9 protein-coding genes are annotated in these 17599 nt (G+C 74.7%); all 9 read right to left on the bottom strand.

Annotated features, from left to right (window positions below; genetic code table 11):
• The 9 genes from ATJ97_RS18830 to ATJ97_RS18790 all read right to left on the bottom strand — a co-directional run bounded on the left by ATJ97_RS18830 (position 1) and on the right by ATJ97_RS18790 (position 17491).
• Complete coding sequence (locus tag ATJ97_RS18830; RefSeq protein ID WP_098485061.1) at positions 1 to 2313, bottom strand: transglutaminase TgpA family protein; 2313 nt, start codon at positions 2311 to 2313, stop codon at positions 1 to 3.
• On the bottom strand, positions 2310 to 3614 hold the full coding sequence (locus ATJ97_RS18825) for a DUF58 domain-containing protein (protein WP_098485060.1): 1305 nt from the start codon (positions 3612 to 3614) through the stop codon (positions 2310 to 2312). The genes ATJ97_RS18830 and ATJ97_RS18825 overlap by 4 nt, the downstream gene beginning before the upstream one ends.
• Positions 3611 to 4597: an AAA family ATPase gene (locus ATJ97_RS18820; RefSeq protein WP_098485611.1), complete on the bottom strand. Its 987-nt coding sequence runs from the start codon at positions 4595 to 4597 to the stop codon at positions 3611 to 3613. Before ATJ97_RS18820 ends, ATJ97_RS18825 begins: the two co-directional genes overlap by 4 nt.
• 101 nt (positions 4598 to 4698) lie before the next feature.
• Positions 4699 to 10908 (bottom strand): fibronectin type III domain-containing protein, encoded by a 6210-nt coding sequence (locus ATJ97_RS18815; RefSeq protein ID WP_098485059.1) that lies wholly within the window; start codon positions 10906 to 10908, stop codon positions 4699 to 4701.
• Positions 10909 to 11104: 196 nt separating this feature from the next.
• Positions 11105 to 11803: a hypothetical protein gene (locus tag ATJ97_RS18810; RefSeq protein ID WP_425432794.1), complete on the bottom strand. Its 699-nt coding sequence runs from the start codon at positions 11801 to 11803 to the stop codon at positions 11105 to 11107.
• A gap of 46 nt (positions 11804 to 11849) precedes the next feature.
• Positions 11850 to 13409, bottom strand: coding sequence for a serine/threonine-protein kinase (locus ATJ97_RS19580; RefSeq protein WP_143427081.1), 1560 nt, complete (start codon positions 13407 to 13409; stop codon positions 11850 to 11852).
• Positions 13406 to 15061: an FHA domain-containing protein gene (locus tag ATJ97_RS19575; RefSeq protein WP_143427080.1), complete on the bottom strand. Its 1656-nt coding sequence runs from the start codon at positions 15059 to 15061 to the stop codon at positions 13406 to 13408. The genes ATJ97_RS19580 and ATJ97_RS19575 overlap by 4 nt, the downstream gene beginning before the upstream one ends.
• Positions 15058 to 15903, bottom strand: a complete 846-nt coding sequence (locus ATJ97_RS18795) for a PP2C family protein-serine/threonine phosphatase (protein WP_170037581.1) — start codon at positions 15901 to 15903, stop codon at positions 15058 to 15060. Before ATJ97_RS18795 ends, ATJ97_RS19575 begins: the two co-directional genes overlap by 4 nt.
• Before the next feature lie 88 nt (positions 15904 to 15991).
• A complete protein-coding gene (locus ATJ97_RS18790) occupies positions 15992 to 17491 on the bottom strand; it encodes an alpha/beta hydrolase family protein (RefSeq protein WP_098485055.1) in 1500 nt (499 codons plus the stop codon).
• Positions 17492 to 17599: the final 108 nt, after the last annotated feature.

The following is a 17599-nucleotide window of genomic DNA, read 5'->3' as shown; positions in this document are numbered from 1 at the left end:
TCAGTCCTTCCCGCGCGGCCCGCGGCCGGCGCTGTGGCTGCTTCGGGGACGCACGTCGCGACGCCTGCCGCGGCGCAGGGACCTGGTGGAGACCCGGGAGCGCCACCAGCGGCGCCTGCCGACGGCGGCACGCAGGCGGGCGAGGGTGGCCTCCACCTCGTCCCAGTAGGTGCCGACGTGGTGCTCGTCGGGCTCGGCCGGCCCGAACGTGCCGGCGTCGGCCCGGGCGGCGAGGTCCGCGGCGCGGGCGCCCGAGGCGTCGACGGGCGCGGGTCGGCGCCGGCGCCCGGCCGCCTCCGCCGGTGCGGCCAGGGCACCGACGATCTCCCCCGCCGCCTGGGACCGGGTGGCGGTGCGTGAGACGTCCACGCCGAGGTCCGTGGCGGCGTCGACGATCTCGGCCCATCCGCCGGCCACCCTGGTCGAGGGTGTGCCCCGGGTGCGGCGCCTCCGGCGGCGGCGCAGCTTGACGGCCAGGATCACGAGCAGCGGGGCGAGCAGGAGCAGCAGCACCCCCGCCGCGGCGGCCGCCACGAGCAGCGCCACCGGCAGCTCGGCCTCGTCCTTGTCCTTCTCGTCGTCGATCTCGACGTCCTGGCGGTCCGACGGCGGTGCGTCGGGCGGCTCCTGGGCCGGCGGCGGGGGCTGCAGCACCTGCGGCTGGGGCCGGTTCTGGGGCAGCGGCGACTCCTCCTGCCAGATCCGGTCCTCGTCCGGCGTCGGGAAGAACGGCACCCAGCCGTGGCCCTCGAACGGCACCTCGACCCAGGCGGTGACGTCGTCGCCGGTCAGCTCGACCGGTCCGTCGGCGCCGGCCGGCGCCTCGAAGCCCATGACCACGCGGGCGGGGATCGACATGGAGCGCAGGATCAGCCCCATGGCCGCGGCGTACTGCTCCTCGTCGCCGACCATGGGGTCCTCGCCGCCGAGGAGGGAGTCCAGCCGGGCCGCGCCGTGACCGGGCAGCGACGGCGTCTCGCCCTCCAGGCCGTGGGAGAAGTAGCCGGCCTGCAGCCCCTGCTCGACGGCCTGGATGCGGGCGATCGAGGTCGACGCGTCGGCGGTCAGGGCCGCCGCGACGGTGGTGACGACGTCGGGGTAGACGACCTCGGGGAGCGGGACGTCCGCGAGCGGGGCGCCCTCGAGCTCGGTGTTGGTGGGCCGTTCCGGCACCTGGGCGAGCACCTCGTAGGTGTCGCCCGCGCCGAGGCCGGCGGTGGTCAGGCCGGTCCCGGTGGAGCGGTTGAAGAAGAAGGAGCGCGAGAGCTCCTCGGCGCCGTCCCCGGTGAAGTCGACGTCGTAGGGCGTGCCGACCACGGGGACCCACACCCCGGCGTACGCGCCCACGGTGACGCGCACCTCGTGCAGGCCGTCGGCGAGCACGGGCTCGATGCGCTCCCCGATGCGCATGTACTCGCCGGAGCCCGACACCTGCGGGTCGGAGACGGCCCACGCGGTCCCGTCGTAGGCGTCCAGGGTCGCCAGGCGCACGCGCGCCTCCGCGGGGAGTCCCTCGACGGTGAGGACGGGCTCCTCGCGGTGGTCCTTGACGTACTCGCGGAAGCCGGCGAGGGGGCTGGAGTAGTCGTGGATGTCCGGCGGCGGCTCGACGTGCTCGCGCAGCACGAACCGGTTCTGCGGAGGCGCCAGCACGCCCACGCCGGTGCCGACGAGCGCGCCGACCAGCACGAGCGCGCCCACGCCCGCCCAGCGGTTCGCGTGCATCCGCCCGGTGCGCCAGCTGGCCCAGACGAGTCCGGCCGTCGCGAGCAGGAGGCCGAGCGGGACGGAGGTGGTCACGTCGGTGGTGCCGAGCAGGACGGACACGGCCAGCACCACCGCGGGCGGCACGAGCGCCCAGGCGGGGCGACGGGTGCGCAGCGCGACCGTCACCGAGACGAGGGCCGCGACGACGGCGAGCAGGAACGGGGCCGTCAGGAGGTTCCCGCCGGCGCCGAGCGGCGGCAGCACGGTGACGACGTCCTTCCAGGACGTCACCACCCCGCGGCCGACGGCGCCGAGCGTCTCCGGCGTGGGGACGACGCCGCCCAGGGCGGTCGTCGGCGCGCCGAGCGCGGAGAAGACCAGCAGGACGACGGCGAGGGCGGCGAGCACCGGCAGGACGCCCCAGCGCAGGGCGGCCCCGACGACGGCGACCGCGGCGCCCAGCACGACGCCGCCGACCGCGGCGGCCACGAGGTGCGCGGTGCCGAAGACGGGCACGAACGGCACGAGGGCGAGGAGCACGAGCGCGGAGAGGACGGCGACATCGACCCGGCGCCGTGCCAGGACCCGTCTGACCGCGGCGATCATCGCATCGCCTTCCGCAGCGTGCGGGGCAGCTCGTCCAGCTGGTTGACCGTCAGGACGGTGACCACGCCGACCGTCGACAGCCCGGCCTCCGCGTCCCGGTCCACCCGGATCGCCAGGGCCCGCACGCCGACGGGCAGCACGGCACCGGCGGCGCGCAGGTCGCGCGGGGTGACGGTGGAGCCGCAGACGAGGATGGCCATGGAGGCGTGCTCGACGTCGCGGGCGATCGTCCGGGCCATCGTCACCACGCCCACGGGGCCGGTGCCGGTCTGCAGCCGGGTGAGGTTGTCGAGGAGCTGGCGGCGGGAGAGCGCGGGCAGCACCTCGTGGCTCGTGAGGACGGTGAGGTCCTTCTCCTCCTCGAGCGCCTGCAGCCCCAGCGAGCCGGCGCTCGAGACGGCGATCTCCAGCTCGTCCTCGTCGTAGTAGTCGACCTCGTTGCGGCTCAGCGCCACGACGACGTGCGAGCGCCTGGTCTCCTCGAACTGGCGGACCATGAGCTTCCCGGTGCGGGCGGTCGAGCGCCAGTGCACGTGACGGCGGTCGTCGCCCGGGATGTACTCGCGCAGGGCGTGGAAGGCGAGGTCGGAGCTGGTGATGTCCCGGGTGGTCGCACCCTCGAGGTCGTGGAGGAAGCCGGCGGCCGTGGAGGCCAGCCGCACGGTCCGGGGGTGGACGTAGAGCTCCTCCACGTCGGTCCACGTCATCGAGCGGCGGACGAGGCCCAGCGGGTCGCCGCGCACGGACCGCACGGGGCCGACGGCGATGACGGCCCGCCGGGCGGTCGGGATGGCGAAGAGCTCCTCGTGCTCCCCGCCCCGCGGGAGGCCGGGCAGGGCGAAGGACACCTCGGCCTGGCCGACCGGCATCTCGATCCGCGCCGGCAGCACCGGGTGGGCCGCCGTGTTGCGCACGACGACGCCGGCCATGGCCCGCTCCCCCACGACCACGCGGGACTCGGACAGGCGCAGGCTCACCGCGTAGGGCTGCCGGCCGAGCGTGAACGCGAGGGCGGCGAGGAAGATGGCCACCAGCACCGCGCCGACGACGACGAGCTCGACCCACCCGAGCCGCCGTCCGACCGCCCAGGCCACCGCGCCGGCGGCGACGGTGACCCAGCCGAGGGCGCCGACCCAGCGCAGCACCCGGGCGGTGGCGAGGCGCTGGGCGCGGGTGCGCTCCAGAGCCCCCTGCACCCCGGGGATGGTGCTCAGCCGCTGGGTCAGCGAGGTGCGTGCGGTGGTGCCGACCCGGGCGGTGGTCGAGCTTCCCGCCGTCCGGGTGCTGCGCTCGGTGCTCACTGCCGGGGAGCCTGCTCCTGCGCCTGGGCGCGCACGGCCGGCGGCACGACGTCGGAGAGGACGACCGCGAGGGCGTCGGCGGCGGTGGCGCCCTCGAACTCGGCCTCCGCCTCGAGGACGAGGCGGTGGGCGAGCACCGGCTCGGCGAGCTCCTTGACGTCGTCCGGGACGACGAAGTTGCGTCCGTGCGCGGCCGCCCAGGTCTTGGCCGCCCGCACGAGGCCGAGGGCCCCGCGGACCGAGACGCCGACGACGACGCCCGGGGCGCGCCGGGTCTCCTCGACGATGCGCGAGACGTACTCCAGCACGGCCGGGTCCACGTGCACGGTGTCGGCGAGGGCCACCATGTCGGAGACGGCCTGGCCGGTGATGACGGGGGCCAGCGCACCGGCCCGGTCGCGCTGGGCGGCGCCGTGGAGGATCTGGACGGTGGCGGCGTGGTCCGGGTAGCCGACCGAGGTCTTCATCAGGAAACGGTCGAGCTGGGCCTCGGGCAGGCGGTAGGTGCCGGCCTGCTCGATCGGGTTCTGCGTGGCGAGCACGATGAACGGCCGGCCGACGTCGTAGGGGACGCCGTCCACGGTCACGCGACCCTCCTCCATGACCTCCAGCAGGGCGGACTGCGTCTTGGGCGAGGCGCGGTTGATCTCGTCGGCGAGGACGACGTTGGCGAAGATCGGGCCCTCGTGGAACTCGAAGGTCTGGGTCTTCGGGTCGAAGATCGACACGCCGGTGACGTCGGAGGGCAGCAGGTCCGGGGTGAACTGGATGCGGCTGCTCCTCGCCTGGAGGGTCTGGCCCAGCGCGCGGGCGAGCTGGGTCTTGCCCGTCCCCGGGTAGTCCTCGAGGAGCAGGTGCCCGCCGGAGAGGAGCGTGGTGACCACCAGGCGCACCACGTTCTGCTTGCCGATCACGGCCCCGGAGACGTTCTCGACGATGCGGTCGAACGTCCCGGCGAACCAGGTGGCCTGCTCCTGGGTCATGACGGGCGCGGAGGTGCTGGTGGCGGTCACGGGTGGTCCTTCGGTGTGGGTGGGGGCGTTGGGGGTGTCAGGGTGCCGGGGCGCGGGCCGGGACCGGCGGGCTACCAGGTGTACACGGGGCTCATGAGGTTGTAGCCGTTGCCCTGGACGATGACCCGGGTCCGGTAGCCCGGCCAGCCGTAGTACATGGTCGTCTGGAGGGTGCCGCTCCCGGCCTTGAAGGTGTAGGCGCGGCCGTTGGTGCTGGCCTCCATGTTGCGCCAGCCGCCGTCGTCGACCTGGAAGGTGACGTTGTAGCTGCCGCCGGGCAGGTCGGTGTAGGCCACGGACACGTACCGGCACGCAGCGCCCGAGCAGTCGGACGCGTTCACCCGGTCGCCCTTGGCGACGCGCACCGTGGGATCCGGCTTCGGCTCGTCGGCCGTGCGGGCGCTGTCGCTGGCCGACGTCGTCTGCCCGTCGGAGCGGACCACCCGGAACTCCGCCGAGTAGTCCGTCGACCACTGGCCGCCGCGGGTGGTGGAACCGGACGCCGCGACGTTCTGCCAGCCGCTCCAGCTGCCGCCCCCGTCCTTGAACCGGATCTGGGTTGCGTCGATCGGCCGGCCGTTGCCGTCCGGGCTCGACCAGCGGAAGGTGATCTCGCGGTCCGCCGTCCTGCTTGCCGAGAGCGTCGGGCTGCCGAGCGGCCCGTAGGGCACGGCCGCGTTCGACGCGCCGGACGCGTCACCGGCGTAGGTGTTCGTCGCCCGGACGCGGAACGAGTAGCTCTGGCCGTCGTTGAGCCCCCGGACGGTCCGGTCGGCGCGCAGGCTCTGCCACCCGCCGCCGTTGACGGACACCTGGTAGCCGGTGATCGGGTCGCCGTTGGGCTGGGCGTTGCTGAACTCCAGCTGCACCACGCCGTCGGAGCCGGTGGCTGTCGCGGTCGGGGTACCGGGTGCGGAGGGCCGGGCGAAGGAGCGCACCGGCTGGGACCGCGCGGACCAGCCGGACCAGCCGGCCTTGTTCTGGGCGCGCACGCTGACGGTGTAGTCGGACCCGGCTGGGGCGTCCTCCTGGAACGACGTGCCGGAGGTCGTGAAGTCCCGGAAGAGCCCGCCGTCGCGGAAGATCTGGACCTGGTACTGCGACACGGCGTCGCCGTTCGCGTACGGGGCGGTCCAGGACGCGGTGATCTGCTGGGCCACCGGGTCGTCGACGCGCTGGACGCGCGGCGCGGCGGGCGCGTCGGGCACGCCGGCCGGCACCTCGCCGGCGGACCAGCCGGACCACTCCGAGGGGTCGGGGGCCTGGTTCCGGGCGCGCACCTGGACCCGGTACTCCTGGCCGTTGGTCAGCCCGGACCAGGTGTAGCTGGTGCCGCTGACGCTGACCTGGCCGCTGCCCGCGGCCGGGGAGATCATCAGGTCGTACGACTCCACCGGCGACCCGGCGGTCGGCGGCGCGGTCCACTCGACAGCGAGCTCGCCGTCGCCGAAGGTGAGCCGCGGCGGCATGGGCCGCTCGGGCCTGACGTCGGGCCGGGCGACGGCGGACGCACCGGACGGCTCGGAGTCGCCGACCGCGTTGGTCGCCGTCACCGTGAACGTGTACTCGACGTTGTTGGTCAGCCCCGAGATGGTGCAGGTGGTGGTGCCGCACTGCGTGGTCGAGCCGGAGGACTCGACCGTGTAGCCCGTGATCGGCGAGCCGTTGCTGGCCGGCGCCGTCCAGGAGAGCACCACGGTCCGGTCGCGCACGTCCTCCACGCGCGGCGGCGCGGGGCGCTCGGGGACCCCGACGACGTTCATCGTCAGGCGTCCCTCGACGTGCCGGCGGGCGTCGCCGGTCGCGTCCTCGACGACGAACACCACGACGGCGCGCCCGACGAAGTCGCCGGCCGGGGTCACCGTGACCTGCCCGCCGCTGAAGCCGACGTCGACGGTGCCGGTCTCGGTGTAGGCGTCGACCACCCGGAGCGGCTCGCCGGGGAAGGGGTTGTAGGCGCCCGCCAGCACGTCGACGGACCGCCGCTCGCCCTGGTCGACGGTGCCGAGGTCCCGGTCCTGCACGCCGGCCTGGGGCCGGGTCGACGGCACCACGGTGGCGGTCACGGTCCCGAGGACGGGCTCGTTGACCGGGTCCGCCACGGAGATGACGATCTCGTGCTCGCTGCCCGCCGGGGTGTCGGCGGGCGCCGAGACGGACAGGAACGTCCCCTCCATGCTCGCCGAGACCCCGGGCGGGATCTCCACGAGGCGGTAGGTGAGCTGGTTGAAGTCGGCGGTGTCGGGGTCCTGGACGAGGTTGCGCAGGTTGAGCGTCACCGGCTCCTCGGCGGGCGAGACCTCCACGGAGCCGCCGGCGAAGGTCGGCGGGGTGTTGCCGCCGTCGGGCAGGACCGTGATCGGCAGCGTCAGGACGGAACGGAGCCCGTCCTCGGCGCTGGCGCCGTCGGTGACCTCGAAGGTGATCGCGGCCGGCCCGGCGTAGCCCTGCGCCGAGGTGTAGCTCAGGGTCGTCGCGTCCACGACGGGCTCGGCGCCGTTGGAGTTCGTCGCCGTCACGGACGCGCCGTCGGTCAGCCGCACGTCCTTCCCGCTCGGGGAGACGACGTAGTCCTCGATCGCGATCTCGCGGGTCTCGCCGGTGAGCACCTCGATCGGGTCGGCGTCGGTGCGCAGCACGGGGCCGGTGTCCTCGACGCCGGGGATGTCGACGAAGGCGTAGCCGACGTTCCCGTCGACGTCCTGGACCTGGTAGGTGATGACCTGCCGGTTCGGCAGCACCGGCGCCTGGACCTGGTTGTCGACGACGGAGACGCCCTCCGGCCCGTCGGTGACGGAGACCCGCAGCGCCTCGGCGGTGCCGTCGGGGTCCTCGTCGTTCTCCAGGACGGGGACGGTGACGGTGTCGTGGTCGATGATGTCCGCGGCCTGCACCAGGTCGTCGCGCGCGAGCGGGGGCAGCAGCGGGGCGTCCGGGGAGACCTTGACCTCGAGCAGCCCGGTGTCCTGCCCGCCGCGGTTGTCGGTGACGCGGTAGGCGACGGTGAAGACCGTCGGCTCCTCCGGGCTGAGGATCTTCAGCATGCCGTTCTCGACGGAGATGTCGACGCCCTCGACCGGGTCGAAGGGCTCGCCCAGCTCGCCCGTGGGCAGGTAGAGCGGGTCGCCGTCGGGGTCGGTGTCGTTCGCCAGGACGTCGACGGTGATCTCCCGGCCGGGCCGCACCTCGATCGCGTCGTCCTGGGCGTCCGGGGACCGGTTGGACTGCGGCGGCGGCACGACGCCGACGCGCACGGGGGCGGAGGCGACCATGCCGAGCCGGTCGCGCACCGTGTAGGTGAACTCGTCGGTGCCGTCGAGGTGGCCGTAGGCCTCGTAGTCGAGGTAGCCCGGGCCCACCTCGACGATGCGCCCGAGCTGCGGCGCCTCGCCGGCGCCCAGGAGCTGGACCGAGTCCCCGTCGGGGTCGATGCCGAACAGCGGCACCTGGATGCGGATCCGCTCGCCGCTGAAGGCGCGGGTCTCGATGGGGGCCGGCAGCGGGGCGGAGTTGCGGTCGGCGTCCGCCTGGACGTGCACCGTCACCTGGGCGGAGGCCTCGTTGCCGGCGGAGTCGACGACGCGGTAGACGGCGTTGACGGTCTGCGGCTGCGCGGGCGCGCGGAACCGCAGGGTCTCGCCGGAGACGAAGAAGTGGCCCTTCTCCGCGTCCGGCGCCTCGGCGAGCTCGTGGTCGAGCTCGAACTCCAGACCCGCGGGGTGGGAGTCGTTCTGCAGCACCGGGATCGTCACGAAGTCGCCGGCGCGCACCGTCGCGGTGTCGGCCTCGGCGACGGGCGGCTGGAGCGCCGAGTCGGTGGCCACCGGCATCACGACGACCTCGCCCTCGGCCGAGGAGTCGCCGTTGGACACGGTGTAGCCGAAGCGCACGGGCCCCCCGGGCACCTGCTTGGCGCTGATCTTGAGGATGCGGTGCTCGAGGACGGAGACGACCAGTCCCGACTCGGGCGGCACGGTGACCTGCTGGACGGCGAGGAGACGGCCGGAGGGGTCCTCGTCGTTGGCGAGGACGTCGACGAGCACGGAGCCGCCCGCGGGGAGCAGCGCCGTGTCCTGGACCGCCACGGGCGCGCCGTCGGCCGGCTCCGTCACCTCCACCCGCACCAGCCCGGTCGCGTCCTTGCCGGAGTCGTCGACGACGACATACGTCAGGTAGTGGGCGCCGACGGTCTCGGCGGTGAGGCGGAACGTCCCGGCGTCGTAGTCGGGGACGATCGTCGCGTCGCCCTGCGTCCGCACGTCCGCGAGGCGCAGCGGCTCGCCGTCGGGGTCGGTGTCGTTCGCGATCGGGTCGATCACCACCTCCTCCCCGGCGGTGGCGCGGAAGTAGTCGAAGACCGGCACCGGCGGGAGGTTGCCCTCCTCGCGGACGTCGACCTCGACGCTCACCTCGGTGGTCTCGCGGCCGTCGGAGACCGTCACCGGCACGGACTTCACGCCCGTCGTGACGCCGGAGTCGACGAACTCCAGGGCGCCGTCGGGGGTGAACCGCACGACGTCGTCGGCCGGGGCGGTGGCTCCCGTCAGGAGCATCTCGTCGCCGTCGGCGTCCCGCATGTGGGTGAGGACGTTGATCTTGCCGGTCGCGCCGGAGGTGACGGTGAGCCGGGCGGGTCGCAGCTGCTCGGGCGGGGTGTTCTCGGCCTCGGGGACGACGCGCAGGGCCACGGAGGCCGTCGCCTCGCCGCCGCGTCCGTCGTTGACCGTGTAGCTGAAGCTGCCGCTGCCGGTGGCGCCCTCGGGCGCCGACACCTGCAGCGCACGGCCCCCGAGGACGGGCCGGATCTCCCCGAGCCCGCCCGGGAAGCCCTCGACGCCGCCGACGGCGAGGAGGTCGCCGTCGGGGTCGGTGTCGTTGGCGAGGACCTCCAGGACGGTGGTCGTCCCGGCGCGGACGCCGAAGCTGTCGTCCTCGGCCACCGGCGGGCGGTTCTCGGCGTCGCGGTCCAGCGGGATCTCGTCGGTGATGTCCTGCTGGGACTCCTCCTCCAGCTCGTCCGTCGCGTCCGGGGGCGTGACGTCGTCCCAGTTCTCGACGATCGTCATGGACTCGTTGACGAGGTAGACGGTCCCGGAGAGGGTGTCGTTGAGCACGACGAGGCCGTGGTTGGTGCGGAACTCCAGCGTCGCGTCGGCGGCGGTGGTGGGGACGGGCGCCTCGACGGCCTCGCTCTTGCCGCACTGCTGGAGGTAGTGACTCTCGGCCCCGGCCCAGGCGGCGTGCACGCAGCCGTTGACGACCACGGGCGCGGCCGGGCGGCCGGCCGCGGGCGCGCGGAGGGTGACGGGGTCGCCGCCGCGGAGCGGGACCCGCACGAGCGCGTCGGCGCTGGCGAGGACGACGTCGGTGCCGCTGGCGCCCGGGTGCTGGAGCCGGACCTGGCTGGTGTCCAGCCCGAGGTCGGTGAGGTCGACGACGTCGGCGCCGGGCCGGGCGAGCAGCAGCCGCTCGTCGACGGTGCGCGTGAGCACCACGGGCTGGTCGCCCACGACCGTCAGCTGGGTCTCGGCGTCCGTGAAGTCGTCCGCAGCGATGCCGGTCTCGGTCTCGTCGAGCTCGACGGGGTCCGCGCTCTCCCCCGCCTCCGCGGCGGCGGCGGCCTCCGCCTGCAGCTTCTCGGTGCCCTTCGGCACGGTGACGACGGTGGAGTCGGCCGTGGACAGGCCGTAGGCGGTGCCGTCCTTGCCGACCACCATCTCCGCGTTCGCGCCGAGGGACGCCTGCGGCGGCGCCTCCTCGTCGGCGAGGAGGCCGGTCTGCTCCGCCGGTGCGGTGCGCAGGTTGCCCGAGCCGACGTCGAGGACGCCGACCACCCCGCCGCCGAGCCCGACCTGGTGGTCGGCGGGCAGCGTGACGCCGCCGGCGTCGGTGGAGACCGTCGCCGGGTCGAGGGTGCTGAGCAGGTCCACGCCGGAGTCGGCCACCAGGACGGTGGCCCCCTCCTGGAGGACGTCGATCTCGTTGCTGGCGGAGGTGACGGAGCCGTCGAGCTGCTGGACCGGGTAGTTCACCCGGCCGACGAGCAGCTCGGACCCGTTCGTGACCCACACGCCGCCGTCGTTCAGCTCGACGTCGGCGGTGGCGACGCCGTCGTGCAGGAGGCTCGCGGCGACCACCGTGCCCGCGACCAGGCTCAGGACGGTGCCGGACGCGACCCGACGCCGGTTGCGGGTCCGGCGCTCGGCGGCGCGGGTGGGGCGTCCGGTCGCCGTCGCGTCCGCCGTCGTGCCGCGGCGGCCCGAGGCCCTCTTCCCTGGCACGCGGTCCTCCCCCGGGAGCAGTCACAAAAGGTCTTTGGTCCTGAGCAACGGACCCGGATGGATGCTAACTCAGGACGGTGACGGACCGGTCCCACTATTTCGGGGAGAACTCCCCCGCCCCGACGTGGGGAGAACTCCCCGCCGCGTGGGCGGGAAGAACTCCCCCGCCGCGGCCGCGGAGGTCTCGCCTCCTGACTCAGTCGGCGTCGGCGAGCGCCTGCGCGTCGTCGAGCAGGGGCAGCTGCTCGGGCACGACGAGCCGCGAGGCGACGGCGTGCTCGACCAGCCGGGCGCGGCGGTTCACCGCGAGCTTGCCGGGTCCTCCCCGCAGGCCGCGCACCCCGTGGCGGTGCAGCTTCTCGCAGACGTTGTCAAGCTTGCGGTTGAACCGGGTCAGCGCCCAGCCCAGGCGGTTGGCGGCCTCCGCGGAGGTGGGGATGCTCGCCGTAGAGCCGCGGCCGTTGAGCACGGGCTCCGAGAGGGCGAGGACGAGCAGGTGCTGGCTCTCGGTCAGGGTCACCGGGCCGATGGTGGTCTCACCGATCTCGAGCTCCTCGGCCGGGCGGGTCGGCAGGAAGGTCGGCTCGTCGTTGACCAGGGTGAGCTCGTAGGTCGTGGGGCCCGCGGTGAAGAGCACGACCGTGCGCGCGTAGACGACCGGCAGGCGGGCGCCGGGGGCGAGCCAGGCCTGGGTGTTGCCCTCCGGGTCCGCGATCGTGGCAGACAGCCGCGAGCCGACGTTCTCCAGCCACCACAGGCCCTCGTGCTGCGTGACCTGGAGGAAGCGGCGGTGGAGGTAAGGGTTGTCGTCGATCTCGAGGGGGCCCTCGCGGCCGATCACGAAGGGGTCCTCCGGGTCCGCCGTGAACCACTCTCCGCAGAACTCCACCTGCATCGCCATGTCATCTCCTCGCTTCCGCGCCGCCTGGGTCCGTGCGTGCTCAGGGCACGCACGACCGGGCAGGCTCGCTCGACGTCGTTCCGTTGGGCAGGCGCACCTTCACCGCGAGGCACACCTGGTCGGGCGCCTCCTCGAGGACGGCCTGCGGCTCGTCGGCCGGGTGGACCTGGGGGTCGGCGCCGGGCTCGGTGCGCTGCCACGTGAAGGTGAGGCCCTCCTCGCCGGCCAGCTCCTCGGGGACGCCCCAGGTGAAGGTCACGGTGCTGCCGTCCCGGGTGCCCGCGAGGTCGACCGGTGAAGGCACGCGCTCGGGGATCGGGATGCCCGTGCCGGCGGTGGCGGTCGGCTCGACGTCCGGCTCGCCGCGCAGGGCGCCGGCGCCCAGGATGGTGCCGGCCACGGCGAGGACGAGCACGGCGGCGCCGCCGGCCGCCACGAGCCTGCGCCGTCGGGGCCGCTCAGGGCTCTCCGGCTCCGCCGGCTCGGGTTCTGCGGTGCGGGCGCCCCGCAGCTGGGTGGCGCCCTCGGTCCCCTCGTCCCAACCACCGGCCGCGACGGCGACGGGCGACGCGCCGCGCAGCGCGGTGACCGCGTCCTCCGGCTCCGCCGCGGCGTGCGGCGGCGAGCCGCCGGCGCGGTGCGGGTCGATCTCGACGACCTGGCGCACGACGGTGCGGTTGTCGCCGCCGTCGGGCGCGGGAGCGGCACCGGGTCCGCCGCCGAGCCACGAGGTGTCGGGCACCTCGATGTCCGTCATCGGCAGGCGCAGCTCCTGCTCGACCACCTGCAGCGCGCGCCCGAGGTCGAGCGCGGAGGCGTAGCGGTGCGCCGGCAGCTTCGCCATGCCCCGGGCGAGGACCTTCTCCAGCGACGCCGGGACGTCCCCGCGGCCGATGGGCGGCACGGGGTCGCGGCGGATCCGCATGGTGTAGTCGAGCCGGGTGTTCGGCCCCCCGGGCCGGGTGAAGGGCGAGCGGCCCGCCAGGAGGGTGTAGATCGTCGCCGCGAGCGAGTACACGTCACCCGTGACCCCGACAGCGGCGTGGCCCTCGACGGACTCGGGCGGGGCCCACGGCACCGAGACGCCGGCCGTCTCGTCCGCGCTCGCCGTCGTCATCCCGGCGATGCCGAAGTCGGTCAGGGCGGGGCGGCCGTACTCGGTGGTCAGGACGTTCGCGGGCTTGATGTCGCGGTGGACGATGCCGGCGCGGTGCGCCGTCTCCACGGCACCCGCGAGGCGCACGCCGATGCCGACCGCCTCGGCCACGCCCAGCGGCCGGACCTTGAGGCGCTCGGCGAGGTTGGGCAGCGGGCAGTACTGCATCACCAGGTACGGCCGTCCGTCGGCGGCCTCGCCGGCGTGGTAGATCGCCACGATCGAGGAGTGCCCGGACAGGCGGGCCATGAGGTTGGCCTCGGCGATGAACTGCTCGCGCGGCTGCCCCTCGGTGGCCTCGCGGGTGAGAACCTTGACGGCCACCTTCCGGTGGGGCATGTGCTGCGTGTACAGGTAGACGTCGGCGAAGCCGCCCGAGCCGAGCAGCTTCTCGAACGTGTACCCGGGCAGGTCCGGGTGCCTGGCGGGCGCGCGGCGGCTCACTCGGCGTCCTCGCCGGCCCGCACGACGGTGATGCTCACGCCCGTCCCGAGCTCGACCACCCCGCCCGGCGGCACGGGCACCCCCGTGCCCGGGTGCAGGCGGAAGGACGGCTGCCCCGGCAGGACGAGCACCGTGCCGTTCGTGGAGTTCATGTCCGTGACGACGACGTGGTCGCCGGCCGGCCGGATCTCGACGTGGGTGCCCGAGACGTCGCGCTGCGGGTTGGCGACGGTGACCAGCCGCGGCACCTCGCCGCCGCGGAAGCGCGAGGACTCGGGTGCGCGGCCGAGGAGGACCGGCCGGGTCACCTCGATGCGCGGGCCGGTCGAGAGCACGAGCTCCAGGACGGGAGCCTCCTCCCACGCCTGCGCGTCGTCGCCCGTCGCGGCGGGCGCGTCGTCGTGCGGGAGCGCGGGGAGCTGGGAGGGCAGGACCGTGTGGCCGTCGTGGTCGCCCTCGTCCGCCGGGCGCGCCCACGGGACCTCCGAGATGAGCCCGCCGCCGGTCGCGGGGGCCGGCGGCTCCCAGCGCACCGGGTGCACGGGGGCACCGGGGACGTGGTCCGCGACCGGTGGCGCGAACGAGGAGCTGACGTCCTCGCGGGCGTCCTCGGACGTCGGGGCGGGAAAGTCGTCCTCGTCCTCCGGGACCTGGGTGGCCTCCAGCCCGAGCGTCGGCGTGGCCGGGCGCTCGCCGTCGCCGGACGACGGCGCGTCCACGGGCTGCGAGGACGGTGCGGCCTGCGACGGCGTGGCGGGGTCGGCCGCGAGCTCGGCGCTCCGGCGCTCGGCCTCCTCGGCGTCGAGCTGCTCCGTCGACCAGAACAGGTGGTCGTACTCCGCGTCCTCGGACGGGTCGACCTCCTCAGCGACCTCGGGGTCGATCCGCTCCGCCGCCTCGGGGTCGATCCGCTCCGCCACCTCGGGGTCGATCCGCTCGGCCACCTCGGGGTCGATGCGCTCCGCCGTCTCCGGGTCGACCTTCTCGGCGACCGCCGGCTCCACCTGGTCCCCGACCTCGGGGGCGATGCGCCCGGCGACGGTCGCCGGACCGCCCGCGAGCGGCGCCGTCGGAGAGCCGGGCGGAACCTGCGCCGCCCCGGCGGGCCGCCCGATGACCGCGGCGAGCGCGGGCGCCTGCATGAGGGTGATCTCGAGGTCCTCGTCCTCGTCGGTGTCCTGCGCCAGGTGCAGGCCGGCGTGGTTGTCCCGGGCGGCGTCGAGCTGCTCGACCGGGCTCCGCACCGCGGACGCCAGCACGATGCCGCCGGCCACCGGCAGCCACTCCTGCGCCGTCGGGCCGACGTCGTGCGAGGCGGTGATGGTGAACCCCTCGGCGCCGGGCAGGACCGCCTCGCGCCACGTCGTGTAGCCGGCCCCGCTGACCTGCTGGTCGCCCACCTGGACGGTGAGCTCGCCGCGCACCAGCACGCTCAGCCCCGAGGGGTGCGCCTCGACCATGGCGAAGGACGGCAGCGTCCGGATCCCCCGGCCCGCGAGGTGCTCCACCCAGGTGCCGAGACGCGAGCCGGAACGGGTCAGACGCCACAGGTCCCGCGCCGCGGCGGCGCCGATCTCGGGGTGCAGCAGCGCGACGGCGCCCTCGCCCACGATCGCGATCCAGCGCCCGGCGCGGTACTCGTGCACGTTCATCGGCTGTTCCCCCCGGGCAGCGTGGTCCCGGCCTCGTCCTCGTCGTCGGCGGCGGCGCCCGGCGTGCGCGCGGTCGTGCCGGCGACGCTCGCCTCGTCGGGGGCGTCGACGACGACGACCGTCACGTTGTCGTTCGCCCCGCCGGCGACAGCGTGGCACACCAGGGTCTGGGCCGCCTGCGCGGCGCCCGCCACCGTGGCGAGGATGTCGGTGATGCGGGCGTCGTCGAGCTCGCCGACGAGGCCGTCCGTGCACAGCAGGATCCGCTCGCCGGGCTGGACCCGGAGCATCCAGAAGTCCACCTCGGCGTCGGCGCCGGTGCCGATCGCCCGGGTGATGACGTTGCGGCGCGGGTGCGTGCGCGCCTGGGCGGCGTCGATGGTGCCGGCGTCGACCATCTCCTGGACGAGGGAGTGGTCCACGCTCACCTGCTGCAGCCGCCCGGCGGAGAAGCGGTACACGCGGGAGTCGCCGACGTTGAGGACCAGCCAGTACGGCTCGCCGTCCTGCTCGGTCAGCACCACCCCGGCGACGGTCGTGCCGGCCACGGCGTCGCGGCCGTCTGTCTCGGCCCGGCCGGCGACGCTCTCCTCCTCCATGGTGCGGCGGATCTCCGCGGCGGCGCGGCGGACCGCCTCGTCGACGTCGTCGGCCGTGATCGGACCTGCGCCGCGGGTCGCGAGCGCGCGGAACGCGTCGACCACCGTCTGGCTCGCCATCTCACCGCGGGCGTGCCCGCCCATCCCGTCGGCGACGACGAAGACCGGCTCCTGCGCGAAAGCGGCGTCCTCGTTGACGCTCCGCCGGCCACCTGCGTCGGTGGCCATCCCCCACTGCGTCAACGTGCGCTCCCTCGTGCGTGCGGTCTGCCACCCCATAGGGTGCCACGGCCTCGCGGCGCGTCCGGACGGCATCCACGCCGGCGCCCGGTCACAGCACCGCCGGGTAGACGCCCCAGTAGGCGGCGGAGACGAGGAGCACCAGGCTCCCCGCGACGACGCACGCCACGCAGGCCTTCCCCATCGCCCCGGTGCTGCGCGCCCCGCGGGTCCGGACCTGCCGCAGCGCCGCCGCGACGGTCATGACCACCATGACGGCGGCGAGGATGCCGGCGACCTGGACGGCGAGCCAGCCGCCCTGGACGAGGAACGAGTCGTGCTGGTAGTTGAGCGCCAGGTTCGTCACGCCCATGAGGTAGGAGGCGTAGAGGGTCCAGGTGGCGAGCGTCGCCATCGCCAGCCCGGCGGTGTACCGCCCCAGCGGGGCGGCCGTGCCGCTCGCCGGCCGGCGGACCAGGCGCGGCGCCTGCCCGACGACGGCGAGGAGTCCGCCGAGCGCGAGCAGCCCGAGGCCGGCGACGAAGACGATCACGATCATGTCGCCGGTCGCGTACCAGCGGGGCCGGTCGACGTCGTCGGCCCGGAACGCCTGGACGGGCTCTGCGCCGGCGATGCGGGGCGGCGCGCCCGCGGTCTCCGGGAGGCCGAGCGTCCACCTGGCGAGGTCGCGGACGAACGCGGGCACCAGGGTGCCGTCGACCCGGATGCCGTGGTTCGCGCCGGCGTAGTAGCGGAGCGTGAGGTCGTCGTTGCCGGCCCGCTCGAGGTCCTGCATGAGGATCTGCGCGCCCTGCACGATCGGCATGGACGCGTCCCCGGTGCCGTAGACCATGAGGACCGGCTGGGTCATCCGCTCCTGGTAGGGCCGCACGTCGAAGTCGAAGTACTCGAAGCCGCCGCCCGGGAACGCTCCCCCGACCAGACGCGGGATCGCGCGGAGCAGGCGGTCGGGCACGCCGACCTCGCGCAGGTAGGAGTCGGCGGCGAAGGCTCCCTGCTGCCGGATCGGCAGCACGGGCGCCGAGACGAGGACGACGAAGCCGACACGGTCGTCGAGCGCGGCGGCGATGGGCGCCGACATCGCGCCCTCGCTCTCCCCGTACACGCCTACCCGGGCGGGGTCGACGTCGGGCCGCTCGCGCAGCACGTCGAACGAGGCGAGGTAGTCCTCCGCCATCCCGACGTAGTCCCGGGAGCGGGTGGAGTAGGTGTCGGTGCGCTTGTCCGGCACCATCGTCACGACGCCGGCGCTGGCCAGCGCGGTGGTGATGTCCGCGAAGTTCCGGTGGGTGGCGGTGCCGGCCCCGTGCATGAACAGCATGCCGGGACGGCCGCCGGGCGCGCCGACCGGGGAGGCGATCGTGGCCTGCACGGTGACGTCGTCGTCGACCCGGACGTCGACGACCTCCCGGGTCACCTCGTACGTCCCGACGGGCGCCGTGACGGCGTCGGAGCCGATGGTCGTGTCGGGGGTCTCGGGGACCAGGGTGTGCTCGAGCGGCTGGGGGTTCCACCCCGGGCCTGCCACGGAGCCGATCAGACCGAGGAGGAGCACCAGCACGATGCTGGCGGCCAGCCTGCGGTATCTCACCGGGTCAGGGTAGTTCCTCGCCTGTGCGCGGCCCGGGAGCGCCGCCGTGGCACGGCGCACACGGCGCCGGCGCGCTCAGCGCCGCGTGCGGCGCCCCGTCCCCGGACC

The sequence above is a fragment of the Georgenia soli genome (assembly GCF_002563695.1).
Classification (GTDB): Bacteria; Actinomycetota; Actinomycetes; order Actinomycetales; family Actinomycetaceae; genus Georgenia; species Georgenia soli.
Note: the sequence above shows the minus strand (reverse complement) of the source record. Positions and strands in the feature narration are given on the sequence as shown.